Source organism: Chitinophaga sp. 10T418 (assembly GCF_056394125.1).
The window spans coordinates 1,105,643-1,131,083 of record NZ_JBFTHG010000001.1; the positions used below are offsets into that span (position 1 = coordinate 1,105,643).

Below are 25,441 nucleotides of genomic sequence, written 5' to 3' on the forward strand. Positions count from 1 at the left end.
CGATCATGAAGCAACTTACTATTATACTCATAGCCGGCTTGTTGATGACCTCCTGTGGCTCACTGGACCTGCATCCGCTGTCGGATGGCTCCAGCGAAACCTGGAACTCCACGCCGGAAGAAATTGAAATGTCACTCAACGGATTGTATAAATCGGATTTCTGGTTGAAAGACAGCGATGAGTGGACGGATGACTGGATGTACCGTGACGCAACAACAGAAGTCACCGGCGCTACTATCAATGGGGAAACCGCCTTTGTCAAAGACTGGTGGACTAAAACCTATAAAGCCATCGCGAGGACCAATAATATCTTAAGCAGCATTTCGCGTGCTGCCAAAGTATTATCGCCCGATCAGATCAACAGTTATTCGGCAGAGGCCCGGTTTGTAAGGGCCTGCCAGTATTCCCGCCTGTTATCACACTATGGCAACATCATCTATACGGATTCGATTCTGGATATTGAGCAGGCATTGCAGATGAAGCAAATGGACAAGCAGGAAGTGCTGCAGAAAATTTATGCCGACTTCGACATCGCTGCTGCCACCTTAAAAACGACCGTTGGCAGTGGAGATCTGAAACGCGCCACCAAAGGTGCCGCGCTGGCCATGAAGGCACGTATAGCCCTATACATGGGCGACTGGGCTACTGCAAAAACAGCCGCCAAAGCCTGTATGGATCTCAACGTTTATCAACTCCACGATAATTTCAGTAATCTCTTTCTATCCAAAACAAAAAATTCCGCTGAAACGGTATTGGGTTTCCCCAGGTCAGTTACGCTGAAGGTAACCATGGGCGATTGCCAGAATTTTGTAACGCGTAATGCCGGTGGCTGGGCTGCGAAAGATCCTTCCTGGGACCTGTTCTGCGCTTTCCTTTGCAAAGATGGATTGCCGATTGATCAGTCGCCGCTGTTTAATCCACGCCGCCCCTTCGATAACCGCGATCCCCGGTGTACGGCTACCATCGTGGAATTCCAGACACCACACCTGGGCTATATATTTCAGCCGCACCCGGATTCTGTAACGGTATTGAAAGTGTCGGACAACAAATATGTAGAGAATAAAGATACCCGCTCCATTGCGCAGTATGCTTCCTTCAACGGTTTGCTCTGGAAGAAAGGAATTGATGGCGACTGGCTGCTCAACTCCTGGAATGTGGAACCGGATAACATTATTATCCGTTTTGCGGACGTATTGCTGATGTATGCAGAAGCTAAAACAGCGTTGGGTGAAATAGATCAGTCGGTGCTCGATGCTATTAACAAAGTAAGAGCCCGCGCATACGGTACCGCATATACGAATATAGCCGCTTACCCGGCAGTGACTACCACTGATAAAACCGCACTCACTAAAATTATCCGTACAGAAAGACGGATGGAATTTGCCCTGGAAGGTGTGCGTTACATGGATATTATCCGCTGGCGCCTCGCAGAGAAAGTACTGAATAAAGCCAACTACGGCTTGCTGGACCCTGCCGACCTGCGCACGAAAGTAGTGAAGCCGGGACTGTGGTTTTTCCCGCAAACGCCTGTATTGGATGCCGATGGCATCGCTGATTTTACACCAATGTATAGCGCGGGACTGGTGAAACAGATTGCAGTACGCAAGTTTGACGCTACACGTCAATATCTATGGCCAATTCCATCAAATGAAGTACTCACCAGTCACCTGATACAGAATCCTAACTATTAAGTATATATGAAAAGAAGCAAACATCTGGCAGCGTGGAGTATCGTCATGGGGTTGTTGAGTGGCGCCTGCAATCATAATACGGCCAGCGCACAATCTGGTAAACCCCGTGCTTACAGCGGCATTTACCCGCAACTGGCCATGTATAATAGAGAAGGAGAATGCGGTACCGGGGCAGTAGTGCCCTGGGCCGGCAAACTATGGGTCATTACTTATGGTCCTCATATGCCTTTCGGGTCAACAGATAAGCTCTATGAAGTAACACCGGACCTGCAACAAATCGTACGACCTGAAAGCATTGGAGGCACCCCCGCAAATCGTATGATCCATCCGGAGAGTAACCAGTTATTTATCGGACCATATGCTATCAGCGACAAGGGCGTAGTGCGGGTAATTCCCTACACGGCCATGCCGGGGCGGCATACGGGCAATGCACGTCATCTTACCGATCCCGCTGGTAAAATATATTATGGTACCATGGAAGAAGGTTTTTATGAAGTAGATGTACATACCCTGCAGCCTGCTTTATTGTATGAAGATGGTAATGTTAAAAACAAAAAGAATGCTGACACCACTGCCAACACTCCTTCCGCCTTATTACCGGGAGCGCATGGCAAGGGACTATATTCCGGTCAGGGCGTACTGATTTATTCCAACAACGGTGAACCTGGCCCTAAAGCACTCACGGATTTTGATATAGAAGCCGGCTCCTTATCTGAATGGAATGGGAAAGACTGGAAAGTAGTGCGCCGTAATCAGTTTGTGGAAATCACCGGTCCGGGTGGCATCTCAGGAAATAAAAATCCGGCTACCGATCCCATATGGGCTACGGGTTGGGATCATAAATCGTTGTTGCTGGGCTTAAGAGATCAGGGAACCTGGAAGTTCTTTCGTTTGCCTAAAGCCAGTCATACCTATGATGGCGCCCACGGCTGGAATACGGAATGGCCCCGTATCCGCGATGTAGGTACTGCAGCACAACCGGATTATCTCATGACCATGCACGGTCTGTTCTGGAAGTTTCCGGCCACTTTTGCCAGCGGACATACGGCAGGTATCCGTCCCCGTAGTGCGTACCTGAAAGTGATAGGCGACTATACCCGCTGGCAGGATCAACTGGTATTTGGTTGCGATGATGCCGCGCAGAAAGAATTTCTTAACAAGCGCCGCGCCAAAGGAAATATAGAAGGGCCCGGCCAATCCAATTCCAACCTGTGGTTTACCGGGTTGCAGCAACCGGATCAACTGGGGCCTAATACTGCGGAAGGGGCCGTATGGCTGAAGGAAGCAGTGAAAGCGGGCGTAGCATCTGAACCGTTTTTATTTGCCGGCTGGCCACAACGTAGCGCGCGCATACAGCATAACGGTGCACAACCCGTGGTATTTACTTTTGAAACAGATAACAGCGGCAACGGTAACTGGGCCACAGCGCAAACCGTGACCGTAGCTCCCGGACAGGCAGCGGAAGTTATTTTCCCGGAGAATATGCCGGGAGAGTGGATCCGCATAACGGCGGGTACCTCCGTAGTCGCTACCGTGCATTTTTCCTTTACTGCAAATGATCACCGTAACACAGTGGCAGCACCTATTTTCAATGGCCTCAGTAAAGTTACCACTGCCAACGTAAAAGGAGGTTTGTTGTACGGACTCGGCAACGACCGCCGCGCATTGGGCGTGGCTGCACGCACTTATAATAACGGTGATGCTACTGACATTGGATATTATGAACTGAATGCGGACATGCAATTGCAGCAGAAAGACGATGCTGCTACGGCTGCTTTTATTCAGCAAAAGTTTGCGATCCCGCAGCAGGCGGTAAATATAGAAGCGTCTTCTGTGCTGATAGTAGATGATAAAGGCCGGCGCTGGCGACTGCCATTAGGCGATGCTGCCTACACCGCCCTTACGGGTAAAGCGGCTCTGCGTATTTGCAGGGAGGTATCCACAGAAAGAGACCTGTTTAATTGCCACGGCACTTTTTATGAATTGCCTGCGGAAAACGCAGACGGCTATGCGAAAATAAGACCGGTTTCTTCTCATCACTTCCGCATCAATGATTACGCGGCCTACAGAGGTATGCTGATCATGACGGGGATTGACCCGGCCGCAAAAGCCGGTGAACACATCATTGTATCCGATGATAAAAAAGCGGCCGTGTGGGCAGGTGCAATTGATGACCTGTGGCAAATGGGCCGGCCCACCGGACATGGCGGCCCATGGCAGCATACAACGGTTACCGCTGCGCAGCCTTCTGATCCGTATCTCATCGGTTTTTATGATAACCGCAGCCTGCAACTTTCGCATGATGCCAAAACGAAGATCACTTTCACCATCGAAACAGACCCTGTTGGTAACGGCACCTGGATGCCTTATAAAACAGTGACGGTAGCTCCCGGGCAAACGTTTAACTACCAGTTCCCCAAAGGTTTCCAGGCAAGGTGGATTCGCTTTAGCAGCGATAAAGATTGTAAAGCAACGGCACTTTTAGAATACAAGTAAACACATGAAATATACACTCGCAGCTTTGTTGTTAATAGGCGCTCATGTGGTACATGGCATGTCTCCCCGTGTGGATACTACCGGTGTCATAGATACCACCAATATCCATGACGTGTTGCATAACCACGCTTTATTATCACCTGCTACCCGTCAGCGGATATTCACTATCCGTGAAAACGACAGCACCACTTATTCGCTGCAGTTGGCGCTGGACAAAGCAGGGCAGCCATTGTATTATTTCAGGAATATTTTTACACCGGTTTGCTATACAGGAGAATGCAAGCCGGTGTTCATCAACTTTTATTGGGACCTGCTGGGAAATTATATCCGTTATGATCTGCCGGCAAAGGAGGCGTTGACGAAATTAGATCATAAAGTTTTTAAACAAACGGACTACGAAAAATTACAGGAAATTCTTACTAAACCTAACTCGCTGCTATCAGATTTAAAAATAACAGACCTGATAGTACCCGGTACAGAAAACCTGGCCGACTCTGTGGATGCCAGAACCGGCGCCACTTTAAAGACGATCAAAAATGAAGTGATACCCGGTGCGGTATACACCTGTTATACCCTCTGGCATATTGCGCACGGTGCGGTGACAGACGAAATGACGCGCATCACAGCAACGTATAACAGTCAACAGCTGTTGCACCGGTTTTTATCTTCCCAAAATTATCAATACCAGTATTGGGCGGCAGATAAAGTGATGGATAAGAAAGGGGTAATCACTCCCGGCTTTGAAACAGATATCCGGAGCATTATCTCCGGAAAAAATATTTTCATTGCACGGTATATATTACAACAGGTGCATCCCGGTTTTCTCACGGGGAAAAAACAACAGCGTTGGTTGTGGCAAGTCTATACGGCGGCTGCTTACCCGGCGCAAATCACCATCCTCCGTAAGCTGAAAACAATTCCACTGCAGCCGGAGCTGATCAAAAAATTAATTACCACGTTAAGCATTGCCAATACAGAACAGTCGGGGCTCATCCTCGCATTGTTGCAACAGGCGCCCGCGCTGCCATTACCGCAACTCGCGGAACAGTTAACCGCTGTAAACGCGGAGCAGGCTGCCGGTATTTACACGTTGTTACAACAACGAAATCCAGGAAATAAGTACGTTAAAAAGCTGATGTATAATTATGAAAAACAAATTAACCAATAGGAAAATATGGTGGCAACTCATCGTGCTCTGTTGCTGCACACTAAGTTTGCATGCACAGGACCCTGTTTTTGTGGAAACAGAATCTTTCGCTAACAAAGGCGGCTGGGTAATTGACCAGCAGTCATTTGCCGTGATGGGGTCTTCTTACCTGATGGCACATGGTATGGGCAGGCCGGTAAAGAATGCCGAAACCACCGTTACCTTTCCGGCCAAAGGGAAATATCATGTATGGGTACGCACCAAAGACTGGGCGCCGTTCCCCAAAGGTCCGGGTAAATTTCGTGTATCCGTGAACGATATACCGCTGATACCCGTGTTTGGCGAAAGCGGCAATGATCAGTGGAAATGGTATGATGGGGGAGTGGTGAACATTACCACCGAACAGGTGAAATTATCCCTGCAGGACCTGACAGGTTTTAACGGCAGATGTGATGCCCTGTTATTTACTACTGTGGCTAAATATACGCCGCCAAATGACCTGGCGACCCTGGGCGCTTTGCGCAGAAAACTGTTGCATACCACTGCCGCACCGAATGATGGAGGTCAATACGACCTGGTGGTAGTGGGTGGTGGCATTGCCGGCACCTGCGCCGCTATTTCTGCTTCCCGCATGGGGCTGAAAGTAGCACTCATACAGGATCGTCCGGTGCTGGGAGGCAACAACAGCTCTGAAATAAGAGTGCACCTGAGAGGCGAAATCGACAAAAATCACTATCCCAAACTCGGCAGAATAGTAAGAGAGATGGATAACGGCGACCCCGGCAATGGCAACCCGGATGCGAATGAATACGGTGATGCACGGAAGATCGCCATCGTAAAAGCAGAGAAAAATCTCCGCCTGTTTCTGAACACCTATGTGTATAAAGTAGAAAAAGAAAACGATCGCATCATCGCGGTGGTTGGCCGCGATATTGCCACCAACCAGGAAACAAGATTTGCCGGTACCTATTTTTCTGATTGTACCGGCGATGGTACCGTTGGCTACCTGGCAGGCGCTGAATTCCGGATGGGACGCGAAAGCAAAGCAGAAACAAAAGAATCACTTGCTGCGGAAAAGCCGGACAGCTTTACGTTAGGCACCTCTAATCTATGGGCTTCTGTGACAGTAGACAGTGCCACCACTTTTCCCGCCACGCCCTGGGCTATGCAGTTTTCGGATGAGTATCATATCGACAGCTATAAAGCCGACTGGGAATGGGAAACGGGTTTCGGTAACTTTAATACCATCACCGATGCAGAAAAAATACGCGATCATAATCTCCGTGCCATATACGGTAACTGGTCCTGGCTTAAAAATAATAAACCGGAAAAATACGCCAGACAGGAATTGGCCTGGGTAGCCTATATCGGTGGCAAAAGAGAATCCAGGCGTATCATCGGAGATCATGTGCTGGACCAGATGGATATACAGGAAGGTAAGATGTACCCCGATGGCGCGGTGACTGCCACCTGGACCATCGACCTGCATTTCCCTGATCCTAAAAACAGCCAGTATTTTGAAGGACAGGAATTTTTTGCCGGCACCAAACATATCAGGGTCGCACCTTATACCATTCCTTACCGTTGCCTTTACTCCCGTAATATTCCCAACTTATTTATGGCGGGCAGGAACATCAGCACTACCCATGTAGCCTTTGGCAGTACCCGGGTAATGCGTACCTGCGGCATGATGGGAGAAGTGGTAGGCTTTGCGGCTTTTGTGGCACAGAAATATCACAGCAGCCCCAGAGACGTATATAAAGATCATTTGCCGGAGCTAATGCAATTATTGCAGGAATAATGATGTACCTCTTTTTCTTATTATTTCACAGCCAGGTGGTGAGCCTGGAAGGCACCGCTCAGGGCACCACCTGGCATGTGATGTATACCGCTATACCGCAACCCCGCCTGCAAACCGCTATCGACAGCACCCTGCAGGAAATAGACCAGTGTTTATCTATCTACCGTCCCGATTCAGAAATTTCGTTGTTCAATAAATCCACTACCTGGGCGTTTCAGTCGCCCTGGTTTTATCCGGTACTTAAAAAGTCGGCGGAAATATACACCGCTACCAACGGCGCTTTCGATCCTACCGTGATGCCACTTACAGCGGCATACCGCGCCGGCAAAAAAACAGGCCTGCCCTGGTGGGAGAAAACAGATTCCCTGCTGCAATATGTAGGCTTCCCTAAAATTGAGTTTGATGAAAACAGTGTACATAAATTAAAAGACCAGGTTCGCCTCGACTTCGATGGTATTGCGCAAGGCTATAGTGTGGATGTTTTAGCCGCATTACTGGAGCGTAACGGCATATCCGACTATATGGTGGAGATAGGAGGAGAAGTACGCTGTAAAGGCCGGAAAAACGGTGCAGCGTGGACGATAGCGATCGACAATCCCCTGCACCCGGACGCCAGATCATCTACCGTGCAGCTAATCAACAAAGCAGCTACTACCGCCGGTAATTACCGCGACTATTACCAGCAGAGCGGTCATACCTTCGGGCATATTATTAATCCCGCTACAGGATTAACGGCGCCGGCAGACCTACTCAGCGTGACCGTATTCGCAGATGATGCCATTACCGCAGACGGATATGATACGGCGTTTATGGTGATGGGACTGGAAGCCACGAAACGCTTCCTGGCACAGCATACAAACCTCGATGCTTATTTGATTTACCTGAACGCAAATGGGGAGCTGAAAGTATTTATGACCCCGGGGATTCAGCCGTTTATTAAAGTATTACCCTAATCTTTCAATACAATATCTTTCATCATCCACAGCGGCAATGATCCATGATTCAGTACCCGGTCATGAAAGTCTTTGATGCTGAAATGAGCGCCCTGCCTTTTCTGTAAGGCTGCTTTCCATTGCAATATCTGCGCAGCGCCGTATTTGTAGGTTACTACCTGCGCAGGCCAGCGGCGCATCCTGGCTATTTCCCGCATCGCAATATCATCCTGCCCACGGATGTTTTTCTTCCAGAAGTCAAGGGCTTGCTGATCGGTCCAGCCATAATAGTTTAAGGCTACATCGAGGGGCACACGGACCGATCTTACAATATCCCATTCCCATCTGCCCAGTTCATCATAAGGTGTTTGGTATAAGCCCAGGTCTTTACCCAGGCTTTCGGCATATGCACCCCAGCCTTCAATGAATCCGGAGTAGAAGAACATTTGTTGCAGAGAGGCCGTGTCGGTGAAGGCATCGATTAAAGCATGCTGGTAGTGGTGACCAGGTACTGCCTCATGCAGAAAAAGCCAGTCAAACTGCCGTTTGTTGTAAGGCTTGTCAAAAAGGTTATAATAGAAAGTATTATTGTCATAGTAGCCTGGTGTTTGCACCAGCGCCTTATTGGTTCCCTTTTCTATTTTAAGCTCCGGAAAGGTGGTGAGGGTAAAAAGCTGATGGAGGTTGGTGTATACGGTATTCTTTATTTGTTCAAACCGCCGCTGTATTTCAACGGGATCGTTTATGAAGAAAGAGCTGTCGTTTAAATGGGTATAGAACGCATCTTCACTCATTCCTGTTTCTTTGCGTATGTCTTCGATGTGTTTTTTTACGCCGGCCAATGCGGCCAGTCCAAACTGATAAATCTGATCCGGCGTAACCTCATCACTCACCCATCGTTTTAATAGATAGGCGTACCACTGCTTACCATGGGGAATGTTTATAATGCCATTTGCCGGAATATCCGCCGGCGGATTTTTAGCCCATTCGGCTTCCAGTGAGAGTCTTTGCAGGTTTAGGTCGGCTTCATACTTCATCAAATCGTATTGCATTTTTTCAGCCTGATTTAATTTGCGGGCATCATAACCGCCCAGCCTGGCTTGTACCGATTTGAAGAAGATGATTTGTTGCTGAATGCTGTCGGCCGACTGGATGTGCTGAAAGCCGCTTACATAGCTTAAATCCAGGGAGGGGATGTTCAGTGCATGGTAGCCTTTTACAAATTCTTCCCGGAATTGGATGAATTTTACCTGCGCAGATAAGTGGAATGGCGACAAGAGATATATGGTGATGCCAGCAAGCAGTGCTTTTATATTCATTGTTGCGTGAATTAGAGATGTTATCGCAAAAGTATTACATGATATTGTTATTTTAATCCTAATAAAGGTTGAACGGTATTATAATGCAGGTGGTAGTTGGAAAGTGTGTTTTCCGAATTTCCGGTACGTCAATAGATGGAAAGATTAAACTTTTCATTTTTATCAACCAAATGTTTTTTTAATGTATATTTGAAATAGGTCTGCATTGAGAAGAGCCTGAATTTTAACCCGTACAATCCTGATCGGGATCCCAGCGATATTTGGAATCCTGATTAATTGTAACTGTTACAAAGTAATATAGACAATAACGTCTTGTGATCAGTTTTTTTAGCCCGATATCTAAAACAAAATTCTATGAAAGAGCACTTTAGAAAATTGTATCGCTGCTGTATGATACAGTAATCGCACGCATTGTATGTCACAAAAAAGATATCAGCCAGTCGGATAAAGCTCCCAATTTTACCTACGTTGACATCAGTAAAGTAAATCAAAAATAAACAAGCTGGTTTTTCTCCTACTTATGTTGCATGGGTAAATGGCGTGTTCATTGCCGGAATAGATATTTTCATCAGGATTTTTACAATTTGAAAATAATATAATATACGCATAGCGTCTATGAGCAAGCCCATGATAGCCGGTAAGGTTCCACGAAGATAGTATTCAAAAGGATGATAGTGTTTTATATCCACCGGGAGGTGGTAAGATTTATTGTAACCTGGAGAAAGGGCGTCAGTAGTTAAAATAAGGCGATAATGAAATCTATTTACTATTCTATTCTGGCCAGAAAAATTCTTTTATCAGTACTATTATTCCAGGCTGCCGATTTATCAGCGCAAGCTTACAATTATACACAGTATAAGATTGAGCAGGGCCTGGCAGGTAATATCGTGTATTCTATGACCCAGGATAAAGACGGCTTTATGTGGTTTATCACGGAAACCGGGGTCAGTCGCTTCGATGGCACTTCATTCAGGAATTTTACGATCAGCGACGGATTGCCGGATAATACCATTATCCATATATATGCTGATACAAAAGGCCGGGTATGGTTTGTTCCATTCAATAATGGCATCTCTTACTATTATAAAGGAAAAATACACAATCAGCTGCAGGATACGGTGCTGGGCAAGATGGCTTTTACTGCTATGGTTCATAGTATTACGGAGGATAGAGAGCATAATATCATGCTATCCAGCCTGCACGAGTTATATGCCTTGACCGCTGAAGACAAAATCGTTTCCTATAATAATGAACCATTGCTTTACCCATATGTGCAATACGTGACATCAGACGGCACCGGTAATATAAAAGCACTGGTGCCTAACCGTATCTATGGACTTGCCAAAGGGAAGTTGACTTATCTGTCCGGTTTCTGTAAAGTTGATGTGCAGCAACTGGTGATAAGGGATTCGGCCATATACTGGCAAACGACTAACCGATTCCATATGCTGGCCGGTAAATCCGTTTACCAATACAATGTACGGGGGATCAATAGTTTCCGGATGTTGAATGATTCTGTTGTTTATCTGAATACGCCTAAAGGATGTACGCTGCTCAATATCCGKCACTCACAGGAGATAGACCACTTTCTACCCGATGAAAATGTGAGCGACTGTTATACTGACAGGGAAGGTAATACCTGGTTTTCTACATTAAATAATGGCGTATTCCGGTTGCGCTCAACACAATTCAAGAGCATCCGTTATGTCTCCGGTATGAAACCGCTCAGAATTTATACATTATGGGACAATGGAGATAATTTGCTGGCAGGCACCGATAACTCCTGTCTGAAGTTAGGGCTACAGCAGGGATTACAGATCAGCAAAAAGGTATCCAGATATTTTGATAAACATATTTCCTTCATCATGGAAAATAAAGATGGGTTGTTGCTGACCAGTGACGACCAACTTTATTATCGCAGCAAGTCGGGCCGCTTCTTCCATACTAATGTAAATTTATCTATAAAAAAGATAGCTGTAAAAGCCGATGGTAAGATACTGGCTGCAGCTTCCTGCGGGCTACTCCAGTTCAACACCCCCCATTCGCTGGACTATTCGATGCGGTACAAAGGACGGACAACCACCGTATACATACAGCAGGATAGTATTTACTTTGGCACACCGAATGGACTTTACATGATCAACCATGATAATGTCACCACTTATCTGGGTAATATACATCCTAATTTACGCAACCGGATTTCAGCTATCTGCACAAATGCAGACGGCACCTTATGGGTGGCTACTGCCGGCGCCGGTATCGTTGGTTTAAAAGGCAATCGGGTTGTGTGGCATCTTGACGTTAGTAATGGCCTGAGCAGTAATGACTGCCAGTGCATGGTTCCCGATGCCGGGGGAGCGCTGTGGGTAGGGACAGATAAGGGGTTGGATCAATTGACATTCCATCAGGACAGTATACAGGTAACTAACTACACTACGGCTGATGGCCTTATTAACGGGTTTATCAATGCAGTGGTTGTAAAAGGAGATACTGTATATGCAGGAACTCCGGAAGGGCTGACTTTCTTTAACAAGAAGAAAACTACATTTTTCTCTCAATGTGATCTGAAGCTGCTCAACATCTCCTCCAACGGGCAAGCTGTAAACGACAAAGCATTGTCCAGCTTAAACTACAGGAATACCCTGATACGTATTGACTTTACAGCTATTTCCTTTAAATCGGAGGGCGCTGTCAGGTACTACTACCGTTTAACCAGACCCGATACTGTCTGGAGAATGACACGTCAGAATTTTCTGGAGTTTATTTCTCTGCCTCCCGGCGACTATCTGCTGGAACTGTTTGCTGTGAATAAGTTTAATGTAAGGAGCAAAACGATCCGTATTCCACTGAAGGTGATACCACCATTCTGGCAGACAGGATGGTTTATTTGTGTCACTATCGGACTGATTATTTTTATTACCTGGGGGATCGTTACACAGCGGAATAAGATATACAACCGGCGGCTTGCCGCCAAGGGACGGATGGAACAAAGATTACATGAGCTGGAACAGAAAGCCTTGCGCGCACAGATGAACCCTCATTTTATTTTCAACTGTCTGCATGCGGTACAGGAGTATATTCTTGATAACGATATCATCAGCACCAACAAATATCTCAGCAGCTTTGCATCTTTGATCCGTCAAACACTCGACAACTCCTTACAAACGATGATCCCCATTTCTGATGAGATCTCCTATCTGGCAAACTATCTTAATCTTGAGCAGCTGCGCTTTGAGAATACTTTCCACTACGCTTTTCACATAGATGATGAATTGGATACGTATCGTACCCGCATACCCAGTATGATGCTGCAGCCTTATATAGAAAATGCCATTCGTCACGGGATTCAGTATAAAGAAGAAGGAAATGGTCAGATAGATATCTCCTTTGAAAAAACGGACCAGTATATTATCTGCATTGTAGCCGACAACGGAATAGGAAGAACGGCAGCGAAGGCATTAAGAAGCGCTCAGCATATCACTTACCAGTCAAGAGGGATGCAGTTGACGGCAGAACGGGTTCATTTGTTGAGCAGAGACCTGGATTCCCCTATTGTTATTGATATCGCAGACATTACAGGCGACCAGGGTGTATCCGGTACCAGGGTCACTATCCAGTTGCCCCTTATTACCTTATAAAAAGTGTTTTATGATAACCAGTATTATTGTAGACGATGAGCCCAGGAATATTTCCATCCTGAGTAAGATGATCCACCTTTATTGCCCACAGGTACATGTTGCGGGTAGTGCTACCAATATAGCAGATGCGCTCGGGCTTATCCATGAACACGCCCCACAACTGCTTTTCCTGGATATTGAAATGCCAAGGGGAAATGCATTTGATTTGTTGAAGCAGATTATGCCGGTAAACTTTGAGGTCATTTTTGTAACGGCTTTTGATACCTATGCAGTAAAGGCTTTCCGGTATAATGCATTGGATTATCTGCTTAAACCAGTGGATATTGAAGAACTCAAGCAATCTATCCAGAAAGTAAGCACCAGGCTGGGCATACAGGATATCAATACCCGGCTGGATAATCTCCTGGAGCAGGTACGTGAAAAGGAAACATCGAGGATTGTTCTACGCACGCAACAGGGAGCCTTCTTTCATACTATTGCAGACATTATTCTTTGTGAAGCCGATGGGGCATATACCCGTTTCGAGTTTATCAACGGGAAGAGCCTGTTGGTAACCGGCAATCTCAAGAAATATGAAACTGCGCTGCCAGCCCGGGATTTTTGCCGGATTCATGATACCTACCTGGTTAATCTGAATCATATTGTCCGGCATCATCCGGGTAAAAGTGGATATGTAGAGATGATTAACGGCAGAACAGTAGAGATCTCACTACGGAGAAAAGCGGAATTTCTCAGCCGATTCAGGTTCTGATAGTAACTACCCCCAAATCAGCCCCATAGATTTACGCATACTGATATCAGGTTAAAATTTAACCGGGTGAGTCCTTTGCCCTACATCACCGGTAATAAAGGGAATCCCTGCTGGTTTTAGTCCTTTAAAAAGGCTTATCATAACGGTCTCTGCTCTTATGGAGCAAAGGCAACTTTTACCCGAACAATAACAGGTATAAATATTAATCCCGCACTTATTAAATAAATGCCGCGTATACAAATTGGGCTTTTTTAATACGACAAAAGAACACGAGTTTTATTGCCAATAAAAATTTGTTGATCTAACCTTTCCCAATATGAAAAGCACTTCGAAAAAATTATGATCACGATAGTTGCATAACGTTTAGTATCCTATGGCTGTCAATACTTTTTCTTTCATATGAAATTTGTCTATACAGGAGGATTAAAATATTTCACGGGTTTGAGAGCATTTGAAAACCTGGTTAACGTAGAGTAAGCTGATAGTAAAACTGTTGCATCCTTAAGTTTTATAGCCTGTTTCCGGAAGGTAATTTAATTGGGATATTTAAAATGATACTGTGAATAACCTATGCCAGCTAGAGAGGTACTGTTATTACGAGCATTAAAAAAACACTATTTGGATATAAGAAACAATAGATACATTCTTTAACCCTTTTTGGACGTTGTTGACCTATAAAAAAGAGTAATCTGACTGTAGATCACGCCATCTATTAAAGCCCTTATCAACATCTGATCGCTGGCAGAAGATACATTCTGTACAGGCATTACCCGTCATTACTATTTAACAAATAAAATTTTATGAAAAAACAAGTACTAGTACTCTTTTGTAGTGTATCCCTGTTACTGTTCTCCTGTACAAAAAAACAGGACAAAGTAGCCCAGGTAGATCCCCAGACCGGGAAAACTGATAATCAGTTTAAAAATTTCCCGAAGTATCCCAATGAGATCATCCCTATCGGCATACAAACACCGGATCTGCTTAAAAGTATCCTCAACCAGGCCAAGCAGAACGGCACCAGTATCGATAGTTCCAAACAAAACGGGGGAGGAAGAACTTTGTTCCTCTCATCAGATGAAATACCGGCACTGACTACACAGGACAGAACCAATGTATTTATTGGCGGCATTTTTTATGGCAACAGCATTAATGATATGAGTTTGCGACTGGTAGCCGGTCCCGGTGTAAAAAGAAGGCCTATATCTGTATATGCTGATTTCCCCACTGATTTTATCAGTGATTCCATTGCAATACCTTCCCAGGTAGCACAGAAGGCATTCCTCAGAAAGGCACTGAAACAGGGTACCGGAGAACAGATCGCCTCATTCACGTTTGACATGCAACGTTTTTATAGTTACAATGAACTTAAGCTGTCATTTGGTGCTAACGTAAACGTAGGTAAACTGTTTAGTCTTTCTATCAGTGACTCCATTACCCAAAGCACAAGGAAAACCAGGATAAGGGCCATGTTTGTACAGAAGAACTACACGATCAGCATGGATCCGCCGGCAGATGGTATGCTGGTAGACGGCCCAATTACCCCTGCAGTATATGGCACCTATGCTCCATTGATAGTAAGCAACGTGAACTTTGGCCGCCTGGGTGTGATGACGATAGAATCTGATTCCAGCTACGATGCAGTAAATTTTGCAGTTAAAGCCACCTTTAATTTTGGTGTTGTAGGTGGTGGCGCAGGAGTTACATCTGACCAACAGCACCTGCTGGATGCAGCTACCATCAAAGCATACATCATTGGTGCTGATGGTACGGATGCGGTGAAGGTGGTAGATGGTTTCGCCGGTTTCAGAGACCTGATCCTGAACGGAGGAAAATTTTCACCGGAAAGACCAGGCGTGCCTATTTCATTTAACCTGCGTTATCTGAGTGACTTTACGCCTTATGCAACCACTTTCCAACTTAATCTGCCATACTAATACAGTGTACAATCATGCAGTGTATATCCTGTACCGCCCACTATGCGCGGTACAGGATCTCCTGCACGATATGTAAAATAAACCCTTCTATGATCGCCCGCAGAGCCGACAGAAAAATTAACAGCTTTAATTCTATTCTATGATATATCAATCAGGGTTTTTTCCCTATGAGCGGAACAGCCGTAAAATAATTACCGGCATACTCGCCGTGTTACTATGTTGCAGTTGTGGCAGGAAGGAACTGTCAGATGTAACGAAGACCGGCCGCAATGGTCTTGCGGCATTACCTAAGTTTGTACCACCTGTTGTAAAGGTGAATGTTTTGAATCCAAAAAAGAACGCTGATGTACTGCTGACACCAGAGTCTGTATTGAACCATCGCAAGCTGAACGGCGAGCCCGGAACAATTGCAGGCATTGAGCCTACAGGGATCAGGTTTACAAACGGCACCAACGATGCGACCTCCATTTATACAGAGCTGTTTAATGCGAATGAATTTGTGGTGAACACTACTATCTCTAATGATGTATTCCCGGGTTCTATTATACAGGGAAGCACGGTAGCTGATTTTATATTGAAAGGAGTGTATGGTTATTCCAAACCCATCACTGTTTCCGTATCCATTCCTACCTCACCGCAAAAAGTTTCCAAAGCGATCCCGGTAGCCTCTTCCAGCGCCATGCGGCAGGTGGTGCGGGATGCATTAAAAAATGAATTTGCAGGCAAGGGTGGCTTTTCCACCTTCAATTATGAAATGAAATCATTCAGCTACTACCAGGAGTTGAAAGAACTATACGGATATAATTCAAAAACCAACCTGCTCTTTGTTAACAATGCCACCAGCAGCGGAAGGAATGTAGATGCTATTTCCAAGAAGACAGGCATCATGGTAAAGTTCCTGCAACAGAATTTTACCATCGATATGGATATTCCGGAAGATGGAGAACTGATCGACCGGAACGCTAATCCAACTGTATTCGGTTCGGTTGCACCATTGTATGTAAGCAGCGTAACCTATGGCCGGCTTGGCATTATGACGATAGAAACAGATGCAGAGGAAGAAACCGCTACAGCAGTGTTCCGGAAAGCATTTAGTATCCTCGGTATCGTTAATGGCAGTAGTACACTGACAACGGATGAAAAGGCGATTATTGACGCCGCAGAGATAAAAGTATCTGTTGCTGGTGTAAACGGAGAAGATGCCGTAAAAACCATTACCGGGCTGGCCGGACTGGCAGAACTGATCACCAAAGGACTTACCTACACACCGGAATCTCCCGGTGTACCTATCACTTTTAAGATGCGTTATGTAAATGATGACAGCAATGTAGCCGCTCCTTTTGAAGTGAATTATGGCCCCTTTGATAAAGTATATGCACGGGCTGAATTTGAAAACGAGCATACCGCCTATGGGAATACCGCTAACGGCACATATGCAAATACGTTTGTGGACATATATGTGGCATTTTACCAGGACCCTAACGGCACCGTACCTACGAAGGGATATAATTTTATCAACTTCAAGGGTCATGAAATKACAATATTGCAATATCCCAAGGAGGGAACTCAGCCCGCTGGCATCAAAAAAACTAATTCCGATGAATCATTCAGAAATACACCGAAAGGTACCCGCTTACTGATACATAAAGACGAAATAGTTTATAGAACGGTTACGACCGGTCCTACCGGTACACGAGGGGGGCGTAGCAATACGTCCATTTATACCTATGACTATAACATGTTAAGTGGAGATGGATATTTTCCATTGCCCACAAAATCAAATTAACTTCTTTAATGCTATTTTATGATAGATATCAGGCGAGTTTTTTTTCTTACCAGTGCAATAACTATTGCACTGGTATCCTGCTCAAAAAAACAGGTGGATTCAATACCTGATAAGGCATCCGGTAATAGCTACCGTTTCAGCGATCTGCCAAAGTATGGAGATACCATCATTACTATAAAAACAGGAAAGGAAACAGGGATACAAGGTTACCTGGACAGACTAAAAATAAACGGCACCGGTGAATTTCTCCGGGATAGTATATGGCCCAACAGTGGTGGCTATTCCCGTTTTTATACTACTGATGAACAGGTAGTAGTGCCGGATAACCAGGGATATATTTATCCCGGCTCACTGATCCGGGGTAATACCGTCAATGACGCTAATTTTGTTCCTCTCCCAATTCGTAATTATAAAAGAGTTCCGATTACGGTAAGCGTATCTTTCCCTTCTGATGCTGCCGTGGGTGTAATTGATACTCCCTCTCTTTCACGTACCAGGGTGTTTTTGAGAACGGCATTGCTGGCGCCAGGTTTTTCAGGTGCACAGATTGAGGAATTTCTCTATGAAACTTTTGGTTTCTCTTTTTATGATGAGATAAAACGGGCGTTTGGGTCCAATGAAAATATTAAGAAACTGTTCTATTCTTCCAGCAGCTCCTTCAATTTTCAATCAGTGAAAACTGATAAACGCTCAGCCCTGGTAGCGAAATTCAGCCTGAAGAATTTTGTAATGAGATTGGAAGCACCTCAGAATGGAAAGCTCATTGATGAAACCAACGTAGATCAGGCGGTACTACAAGGATATACCCCTGTATATATTAATTCTATTACCTATGGCCGGATGGGCATTATCGTAATAGAGTCCAATGAAACCCTGGAGAATCTGAAAACGCAATATGAAAAGACCGTCAGGCGCATATTTAAACGTACCACGGAAACATTGACAGAGGAAGAGAAGAGAGTAGTGAACAGTTCCCGGATAAATGTATACCTGATTGGTGGCTCCGGAACTCCGCAAACACAATCTGTTAATGGGTATGATGAGTTCGTGAAATTTATAGGTACCAGCGGAGCCTTTACAGCAGCTGATCCTGGTGTTCCTATTGCATTTACGATGAAATACATGAGCGATAATTCAAATGTTAGAACAACATACCGCTTAGATTATCCTAATTAAAAAGAAGCAAATGAAATACCCATCTTCATTACTGATAGGCTATTGGATGATTACCGCTGTGCTGTTTTGCTCCTGCAAAAAAAATGATCAATCCCCACCTGTGCCACCTCCGGAAGGCGGCACAGGAATAAACAAAATACTGGATTCCGTTTTTTTGTATGCCCAACAGGTATATTACTGGAATGATCAGCTGCCATCATACGATAAATTTGCGCCGGAGAAATATGCGAATGGGTCATCGAAAAATAACCTGGACCTGCTTCAAACAGAATTGTTTGATATAACGCGCTATGCCATCAATCCTGTTACACAGCAATCGTTTGAATACAATATTCATCAACCTGGAATACCTAAATATTCAACGATATTAGATTTTATGAACCCATCCGGGGCAAATAATAATCCTGTTACAGCAGCGTCATTAAAAACGATTGGCAGGAATTTCGGGTTTTCGCTGGTAGCTATGGATAATAACGATATCAGGATACTGACGGTAAACAGAGATGCGCCGGCAGCACTGTCAGGACTAAAGAGGGGGGATATTATAAAAAGCGTGAATGACCATATGGCTGCTACGTCAGAAGCGTTCTACAGCTTCATTAAAAAAGCAACAGAAGACCCGGTGATACATTTTACAGTAGCAGATGCTGTTTCGGGCGTTGAGAAAAAAGTAACCTTGTCAGTTACTGTACCGGTTCAGAATCCATTATTTAAAGATACGGTTTTCAATATCGGTAACGTCAGTACCGGTTATCTTGCATATGACCGGTTTACAGGAGAAAGTAATACACGGGCATACCTGGAACCTGTTTTTAACCGGTTTGAAGCACAGCATATTACGGAGTTGATCATCGATCTGCGCTATAATGGTGGTGGCTTTCAGAGCACCTGTCAATATCTGGCCAACAGGCTGGTGCCGGCCGTTGATAACGGAAAGGTCATGTTCAGGGAATACTATAATCCCCTCATGCAGCAGGGAAAAGCCAGCATCCTGGCCAACCAGCCTATAGTGGATGATGCGGGCAACCCGATTATGATCGGGGAAAAGAAAGCCACCCTGCTGGATGTAGATTATAGCCTGAAAGCAAATACCACACTCTTTGAAAAAGAAGGCGGTATTGGTAATTTAAAAAGGATATTTTTTATTGTAAGCGATGCCACTGCTTCTGCCAGCGAATTACTGATCAATAGCCTGAAACCATATTTGGATGTGAAACTGATCGGCGTTTCATTTTCCGGTGGTAACGTGAGCACCTATGGTAAGCCTGTTGGTTTTTTTGATATTAACATAAATAAATATAAAATCTACATGTCACTTTACCACGATAAAAACACCAATGATGAGGGCGCTTTTTTTGATGGCATACCGGCAGATATTTCTGTGATAGATAATCCTGCCGTTGACTTTGGTGATTTGCGGGATCCTTCGTTACGCAGTGCTTTCGCTATCATTGCTCCCGGTCATCGGCTCCCGGCTGTGGAGTTGCTACGCAAGCCGGTAGCCGGTTTCCAGGCGAAAACAATCTATAAATATGACCAGGCATTTCCAGGTTTGATAAAAGAGACGCGTAAGCTGCATTTCAAATGAGTAATTGGATGTTTGAACACAGGATTGTATAGCTATTCCCGGACGAGACAGGACGAGACATAGTGCGGTGAAAGAGTAGTGAAAGAGTAGTAAGAGTGTAGTAAAAGAGTAATCTAACAGCAGTAAGAGTGCGCTGGAACAGTAATAGCAATATAGTGGGAATGTAATAGATAGACGAGTCCTAAGTACTGGAGAAGTATACGAGAAGTAGTAATGAGGTATGAGGAGGCTGTAAAATGAACTGTGTCAAAGCATAAAAATTTCAACGCCATTTGTCTATGTTTTTGCTTTGTTTAGGTTTCGTAAACAAAGCAAAAACATAAACAAACAGATTATCAGCTGCGCCCCTGGCGCAATTATACAATCGATCCCTGATCAAACCATCCGGGGGCACCATCATTTCCTGCATCGCCATCGCCGGCGGAAGCACCTGGATTTCCGTTACCTCCGAAGTTGCCATTGTCTTCACAGTCAAACCATGCGCAGCCACCATAGCCGCTATTTATTAGTTTAGACTTCGCGTAGTTTCAAAACGAGCCGGTTTTCTATTTGTTGCAGAAACCAGCTATTTATTTAAATGGAGGAGAAGAAGTCTGCTATATCATGCCTATGCTCCAACATTTTACCGGACGTGTATTTGTACTTATTAATGGGGGATTTTTTCCAATGTGGAGATTATAAGCGCTTATCTAGAGAAATATACTGGGGCGGTTTTTAATAGGAGGGGACAGGAAGTAACAAGCTTGTGCCCAGTGAGGCACCAATATGTAGGTCTGAGTGTTTGACGGTATCGAGCAATCAAAAACGGCCACTTCATTTCGAAATTTGCTGGTCAGTTTAGTTTGGTGACAAAGCAGCACTTCTTTATTTGAGGAATAGATGCTCATTTTCGCTGGAATATCAACTAAGTTTCTGGTTGACCAAATTCTCTATTTATATTGATAATATAATAGATTACTTTTGAGATGTTAATGAAAATGTATAGTATTTTTTCCTATAATAGAGGGTTACTGTATGCCTATTTCCGTACTAATAAAGAGAAAAATAAGAGAGTTTAGCGAACACCTGCTCGATGCGTTGAGTTTCTATAACAATAATGATTATGCACACGCATTAAATGACTTCAGAAAGGCAGCAGAAGCCTTTATGAAAGCCTTCATACTTAAAAAGTGGGGTGATGACCTTGGCCACGAAATAATTATTGGAAAGTCAGATACTGATGGTAACGACACAGGGGAATTCAAAGATCTACAGTTCTCAGCATTGTTTGATCTATGTAAGCTGCACAATCTGGTTTCCATTACAGCTTATAACCAACTTCGCAGTATTAAAATGTCCAACCCTGCGGCTCATAACCCTAATCAGCCCCAAGATTATCAAACGGTTGCAGAATTATGTCATCCACAAATTAGGGCGCTTTCCAGTGACTTACATAATGAATTTGCGCAGACAGAGAATGTTTTACTAGTTGAAGCTTTTAGAGGAACAATAGACAAATCTTTTAACGGAATTAATAATTCCCCTTGGACAGAAGTTTATGAAGCTACAGACCATTTTTCTAATTCGAATAGATATATCCTTATTTCCCCACCAAAATTTACCGGTTGTAGCAAACAGCAATTACATGTGCTTTCTAGAATAGACTGGTCATTTGTCTTGGATTTTGATCCTAATTCAAAGGAATCAGGGCTCCATATTGCCTTACAGGATGGTGGGGCCAGAAGTATCGTGCCTTTAACCATAAAACAAAAAGGTCAGCGCAACCTTATTGGAAATGGAGGGGTCGGTAATACAAACTGGTTCTTTGCAAATGGTCTAACTTCCATTCCCGACACCGTTACTTCAAATTCTAGGGCATGACGAAGCCTTAAATACCACCAGATGATAAAAGAGGTCTTTGCGGAATTTTTTTCCAAAGAAACTCATAAGTACGTCTTTGTGTATCTGTGGGATGATCCTGAATATGTTGAGGAAATTATAAGGATCTGCTATAATATTGATACGCTTTCTCCGGATCTTTCAAAGCATATAGTCCTTACAACAGACGTGCAATACGCAGAACATATTTCTAGATTGGAAAATCTGGATCTTGATATTCAGGTAGTTCCACTTTCCGTACCCAATTTCATTGGTCACTTGGAAGGAACACTTAATGCCATCGATAATGAACAAAAAAAATATTTGGTTCCAGGAAGGACCCAGACCGATGAGAAAGCGATAATTGATATAACGGACATTTATCACAAATTAGTGGATGATAATATAAAGGTAGTTTATCAGTCAATTTATCTGAAAACCAAGTATGATAGAGAGCTTAAAGTACCAGCTTTTCTGAAAGGAGAATCCATAGACTGGGATGAACTTGCAGTTGGGGCCGATGTCGATCGATATCGATATCAGGAGCTTTACGATACATTAAGGGGGTTATTGACTGGACTCAAAAAATCTGTAAAGTTCGAGATACTGCATAAGCCTGGAGCTGGAGGTACAATACTTGGTCACAAACTTGCATTTCAGCTCCGGGAATTGTTCCCAACTATTATGATCGATCGTTATGACAGTAAGACCTTTAAGTCCCTTTCGCTACTCCTTGATAGAGTCAATCAGACAGTACTGTCTGTTGTAGAGGCTGCTGATGTTGATGTCAATAATCTGGAAGAACTTATCAGGATATGCAATTCGAGGAAACTAAATGTATGCTTTGTATACATTAAGCGTACATTGAAGGCAGAGAAATCAATGGATTTGACGTTTTTTCTTGATGATGTTATGGCAGATAGGGCGGAGATGGAAAGATTTCTTAGGCTTCTCCAACTTTACAGCCATGACAAGATAGTTGATAATGAACTATCAAAGCGCCAACCATCAGAGTGTGAGGTTATAGATTTTGCACTCTCTATAAGTGAGACTGATTATAATAAAACGAGGCTAGATGACTATGTTGGTGCTTACATTGCGAAGATGCCCGACAACCAAATAAGCTTCTCAGTGTTTGTATGCTTTGTATACTACTACTCTCAAAAAAAGGTTTCCCATCTGATATTTAGGTCACTCTTCAAAAAGGGGCTTCCGGAGGAATTGCGCCATATTGCCAGAAGCAATCAGTATATAAGAAAAATCCTTATACAGCAGTTTGATTCCTTTACCCAGGACCATACAGAATATTGGAGACCAAGATTTTCAAAATTTGCAGAGGCAGTTTTGGCCAATGTTCTTGGAAATGGCAAAAAGGAAAATTGGAAAGACCAAATTGCCGCATACGCCAAACGCTTTATTCAGGAGTTTAAAGCTAATAATGAATATCTTGTTGAGGAAACCTCAGATATTCTTAAAGGCGTATTCTTTGATAGGGAGAATGAGGATTCTATAAGTACCCAGCAGTGGGCTTCTAATGGGAATAATGAGAGTTTTTCCCAACTTATTCGAGATATTGGAACAAAGGATAAACAGAAGGAAGTACTTACAGCTCTTGTAGACGCTTACCCAAATCAGAGTCAATTCCAAGGACAGATGGGAAGGTTCACTTATGAAAAGGCAGAAGAACTTGGTGAGTTTTATGAGGCCGAGGCTTATATAAACTTAGCACTTCAAACGGAGGAGGGTGCTTCTGATTATAATCTGCATCATCTAGGAGGTATGTGCAAGCGGAGGGAAATCGAATTTCTTCATCGTAAGTATGCAAAAACTGGAGAGCTTGGGATCACCGAGGCCAGACTAAAAGAATTGGCGGAAAGGGCATGCTTTTATTTTGAAGCCAGTGTTTCCATTAATCCTTATAATATTCATGGCTATGTTGCACAGATACAAACATTAATGGATGTTATTGACTTTGGACGTGAATTGTCAGGAAAGGAAGGTCGGTGGAGTTTTCTTACTGCGGAGGAAAACAGATGGTACTTGGAGAAATATTCCGTTATTCAAAAACTTATTGAAACCGCAAAGATTTTAATAGAGAGCCAAGAATCCCTTGGCCAGACAAGAAAGACGATTAAGGCCAACAAATATGTTAGGGAGGGGGAGGGAAGAGCTTTAGATCTTATCGGTGATTTTAACGCATCAACAGAAGTATATCGCTCCTTAATTGATACCGTTGAACKAGCCTATCGCCCGCAGATGCGCCTTATGGCAGTATATTCTACTCTTTTGGGTAAAGTGAAGGGAAATAGGCGAAATATGAAAGATGCTTGGAGCAGATTGAAACCCGATGAGGTTACATATATCAGAACGATGCTGAACGACAATATTTTACAGGACCCTACTAATATTGTGAGTTTTAAGCTTTGGTTCAATCTTGTCCGCTTTTCTAGTATTGATATCTCTATTGATGAGGTCATTTCTATATTGAGGGTGTGGTACGATCATAGTGAAGGATCACGTGCACTCAAGTTGGAGGTTGCATTTTATCTTTATGTGCTCTATGCCTGCCAAGTTATTTCGGCTGGCGAATCCTTTAGCATCAATGCCCGCAACCAGTGTGCGTTCTATATTGATAAATGCAAAGAGTTGACCTTTAATCCGAAATACCTTTTCGAATATTTGGGATACGGAAACGCTTTTGATAGTTTAATTAATCACAAGGACAGATCTAATACCGACGATGAAATGTTTAGGCGAGTCGACGGGATTATCACATCAATCGAAGATCGGCAAAAGGGCAAAATAACTTTGAGTAGTGGATTGGAAGCTTTTTTTGTTCCAATCGTCGGGCTGTTTGTTCAGGGACAAGATGAAACCTCCGAAGTGACATTCAAGCTTGGATTCAGGCATGAAGGGCTTTTTGCGATTGATGTTCGGAAAAAGATCCAGACAGCTGTTCTGCAATCTCACTCTGTAGCTATTATTGAGGAACTAATTGAGGATATGCCTATCGAGACTTTGGACCAAGAGTCATTGGATGAAAAGCAAGAACATATTAATGATAACGTGTTACATCGCCTCAACTATGTAATTCAAGCCCCCAAAGTTATAGATAAAATTGATCTCTCCAAAATAAGAGATACGAGGAAGAAAAAGAAATAGCGGTAACTACTAATTTTGGTAGTATTACATAAAGTGTGTCACGGTGATTAAAGATTAAGTTTCAAACGTTCGCTAAATATAATTGATAATTGCGCCAATGTCTGATTCCAGTTGTGTACAGGCTTGTTCCACTTGGCACATATATTTTCCTGGACAAGGAATA

General features: G+C 43.9%; 15 protein-coding genes. 13 read left to right on the forward strand and 2 right to left on the reverse strand.

The features are described 5' to 3' along the window. Positions 1 to 5 precede the first annotated feature (5 nt). Genes AC1DCV_RS04550 through AC1DCV_RS04570 form a run of 5 tightly spaced genes read left to right on the forward strand, consistent with a single transcriptional unit; the run spans position 6 to position 8,088 of the window. Positions 6 to 1,691 (forward strand): RagB/SusD family nutrient uptake outer membrane protein, encoded by a 1,686-nt coding sequence (locus AC1DCV_RS04550; protein ID WP_477022053.1) that lies wholly within the window; start codon positions 6 to 8, stop codon positions 1,689 to 1,691. Between the two features lie 6 nt (positions 1,692 to 1,697). Continuing rightward, the gene (locus tag AC1DCV_RS04555; protein ID WP_477022054.1) at positions 1,698 to 4,187 is read left to right on the forward strand and encodes a hypothetical protein; all 2,490 of its coding nucleotides are present in this window, start codon (positions 1,698 to 1,700) and stop codon (positions 4,185 to 4,187) included. Positions 4,188 to 4,191: 4 nt separating this feature from the next. Beyond that, complete coding sequence (locus AC1DCV_RS04560) at positions 4,192 to 5,355, forward strand: hypothetical protein (protein ID WP_477022055.1); 1,164 nt, start codon at positions 4,192 to 4,194, stop codon at positions 5,353 to 5,355. Then, positions 5,333 to 7,135 (forward strand): FAD-dependent oxidoreductase, encoded by a 1,803-nt coding sequence (locus AC1DCV_RS04565; RefSeq protein ID WP_477022056.1) that lies wholly within the window; start codon positions 5,333 to 5,335, stop codon positions 7,133 to 7,135. Before AC1DCV_RS04560 ends, AC1DCV_RS04565 begins: the two co-directional genes overlap by 23 nt. Then, positions 7,135 to 8,088 carry an FAD:protein FMN transferase gene (locus AC1DCV_RS04570; RefSeq protein ID WP_477022057.1) on the forward strand — a complete coding sequence of 318 codons (954 nt, stop codon included), beginning with the start codon at positions 7,135 to 7,137 and terminating at the stop codon, positions 8,086 to 8,088. Before AC1DCV_RS04565 ends, AC1DCV_RS04570 begins: the two co-directional genes overlap by 1 nt. On the opposite strand, the gene AC1DCV_RS04575 is transcribed toward AC1DCV_RS04570, so the two are convergent. Next, entirely contained in the window at positions 8,085 to 9,386 is a 1,302-nt protein-coding gene (locus tag AC1DCV_RS04575; protein ID WP_477022058.1) for a DUF885 domain-containing protein, read from the reverse strand. The genes AC1DCV_RS04570 and AC1DCV_RS04575 overlap by 4 nt on opposite strands. A 752-nt stretch (positions 9,387 to 10,138) precedes the next feature. On the opposite strand from AC1DCV_RS04575, the gene AC1DCV_RS04580 reads away from it, so the two are divergent. From AC1DCV_RS04580 to AC1DCV_RS04605, 6 genes are all read left to right on the forward strand, one after another. Beyond that, the gene (locus AC1DCV_RS04580) at positions 10,139 to 13,024 is read left to right on the forward strand and encodes a sensor histidine kinase (protein WP_477022059.1); all 2,886 of its coding nucleotides are present in this window, start codon (positions 10,139 to 10,141) and stop codon (positions 13,022 to 13,024) included. Between the two features lie 10 nt (positions 13,025 to 13,034). Further along, positions 13,035 to 13,775 carry a LytR/AlgR family response regulator transcription factor gene (locus AC1DCV_RS04585; protein WP_477022060.1) on the forward strand — a complete coding sequence of 247 codons (741 nt, stop codon included), beginning with the start codon at positions 13,035 to 13,037 and terminating at the stop codon, positions 13,773 to 13,775. A gap of 800 nt (positions 13,776 to 14,575) precedes the next feature. Further along, positions 14,576 to 15,709, forward strand: coding sequence for a thiol-activated cytolysin family protein (locus AC1DCV_RS04590; protein WP_477022061.1), 1,134 nt, complete (start codon positions 14,576 to 14,578; stop codon positions 15,707 to 15,709). Positions 15,710 to 15,848: 139 nt separating this feature from the next. Then, positions 15,849 to 17,495, forward strand: a complete 1,647-nt coding sequence (locus AC1DCV_RS04595) for a thiol-activated cytolysin family protein (protein ID WP_477022062.1) — start codon at positions 15,849 to 15,851, stop codon at positions 17,493 to 17,495. Positions 17,496 to 17,588: 93 nt separating this feature from the next. Beyond that, positions 17,589 to 18,671: a thiol-activated cytolysin family protein gene (locus AC1DCV_RS04600; protein WP_477022063.1), complete on the forward strand. Its 1,083-nt coding sequence runs from the start codon at positions 17,589 to 17,591 to the stop codon at positions 18,669 to 18,671. Positions 18,672 to 18,681: 10 nt separating this feature from the next. Then, positions 18,682 to 20,259 carry a S41 family peptidase gene (locus tag AC1DCV_RS04605; RefSeq protein ID WP_477022064.1) on the forward strand — a complete coding sequence of 526 codons (1,578 nt, stop codon included), beginning with the start codon at positions 18,682 to 18,684 and terminating at the stop codon, positions 20,257 to 20,259. A gap of 262 nt (positions 20,260 to 20,521) precedes the next feature. Here AC1DCV_RS04605 and AC1DCV_RS04610 read toward each other — a convergent pair whose 3' ends face one another. Then, positions 20,522 to 20,752 (reverse strand): hypothetical protein, encoded by a 231-nt coding sequence (locus AC1DCV_RS04610; RefSeq protein ID WP_477022065.1) that lies wholly within the window; start codon positions 20,750 to 20,752, stop codon positions 20,522 to 20,524. Positions 20,753 to 21,273: 521 nt separating this feature from the next. Between AC1DCV_RS04610 and AC1DCV_RS04615 the strand changes: the two genes are divergently transcribed. Both AC1DCV_RS04615 and AC1DCV_RS04620 read left to right on the forward strand, forming a co-directional pair. Next, a complete protein-coding gene (locus tag AC1DCV_RS04615; protein WP_477022066.1) occupies positions 21,274 to 22,119 on the forward strand; it encodes a hypothetical protein in 846 nt (281 codons plus the stop codon). Between the two features lie 21 nt (positions 22,120 to 22,140). Continuing rightward, a complete protein-coding gene (locus AC1DCV_RS04620; RefSeq protein WP_477022067.1) occupies positions 22,141 to 25,278 on the forward strand; it encodes a hypothetical protein in 3,138 nt (1,045 codons plus the stop codon). The last annotated feature ends 163 nt before the right edge of the window (positions 25,279 to 25,441 follow it).

Coding starts and splice junctions, on each gene's coding strand:
- AC1DCV_RS04550 (WP_477022053.1), top strand. CDS start 6: ATGAAGCAACTTACTATTATACTCATAGCCGGCTTGTTGATGACCTCC.
- AC1DCV_RS04555 (WP_477022054.1), top strand. CDS start 1,698: ATGAAAAGAAGCAAACATCTGGCAGCGTGGAGTATCGTCATGGGGTTG.
- AC1DCV_RS04560 (WP_477022055.1), top strand. CDS start 4,192: ATGAAATATACACTCGCAGCTTTGTTGTTAATAGGCGCTCATGTGGTA.
- AC1DCV_RS04565 (WP_477022056.1), top strand. CDS start 5,333: ATGAAAAACAAATTAACCAATAGGAAAATATGGTGGCAACTCATCGTG.
- AC1DCV_RS04570 (WP_477022057.1), top strand. CDS start 7,135: ATGATGTACCTCTTTTTCTTATTATTTCACAGCCAGGTGGTGAGCCTG.
- AC1DCV_RS04575 (WP_477022058.1), bottom strand. CDS start 9,386: ATGAATATAAAAGCACTGCTTGCTGGCATCACCATATATCTCTTGTCG.
- AC1DCV_RS04585 (WP_477022060.1), top strand. CDS start 13,035: ATGATAACCAGTATTATTGTAGACGATGAGCCCAGGAATATTTCCATC.
- AC1DCV_RS04590 (WP_477022061.1), top strand. CDS start 14,576: ATGAAAAAACAAGTACTAGTACTCTTTTGTAGTGTATCCCTGTTACTG.
- AC1DCV_RS04605 (WP_477022064.1), top strand. CDS start 18,682: ATGAAATACCCATCTTCATTACTGATAGGCTATTGGATGATTACCGCT.
- AC1DCV_RS04610 (WP_477022065.1), bottom strand. CDS start 20,752: ATGGTGGCTGCGCATGGTTTGACTGTGAAGACAATGGCAACTTCGGAG.
- AC1DCV_RS04615 (WP_477022066.1), top strand. CDS start 21,274: ATGCCTATTTCCGTACTAATAAAGAGAAAAATAAGAGAGTTTAGCGAA.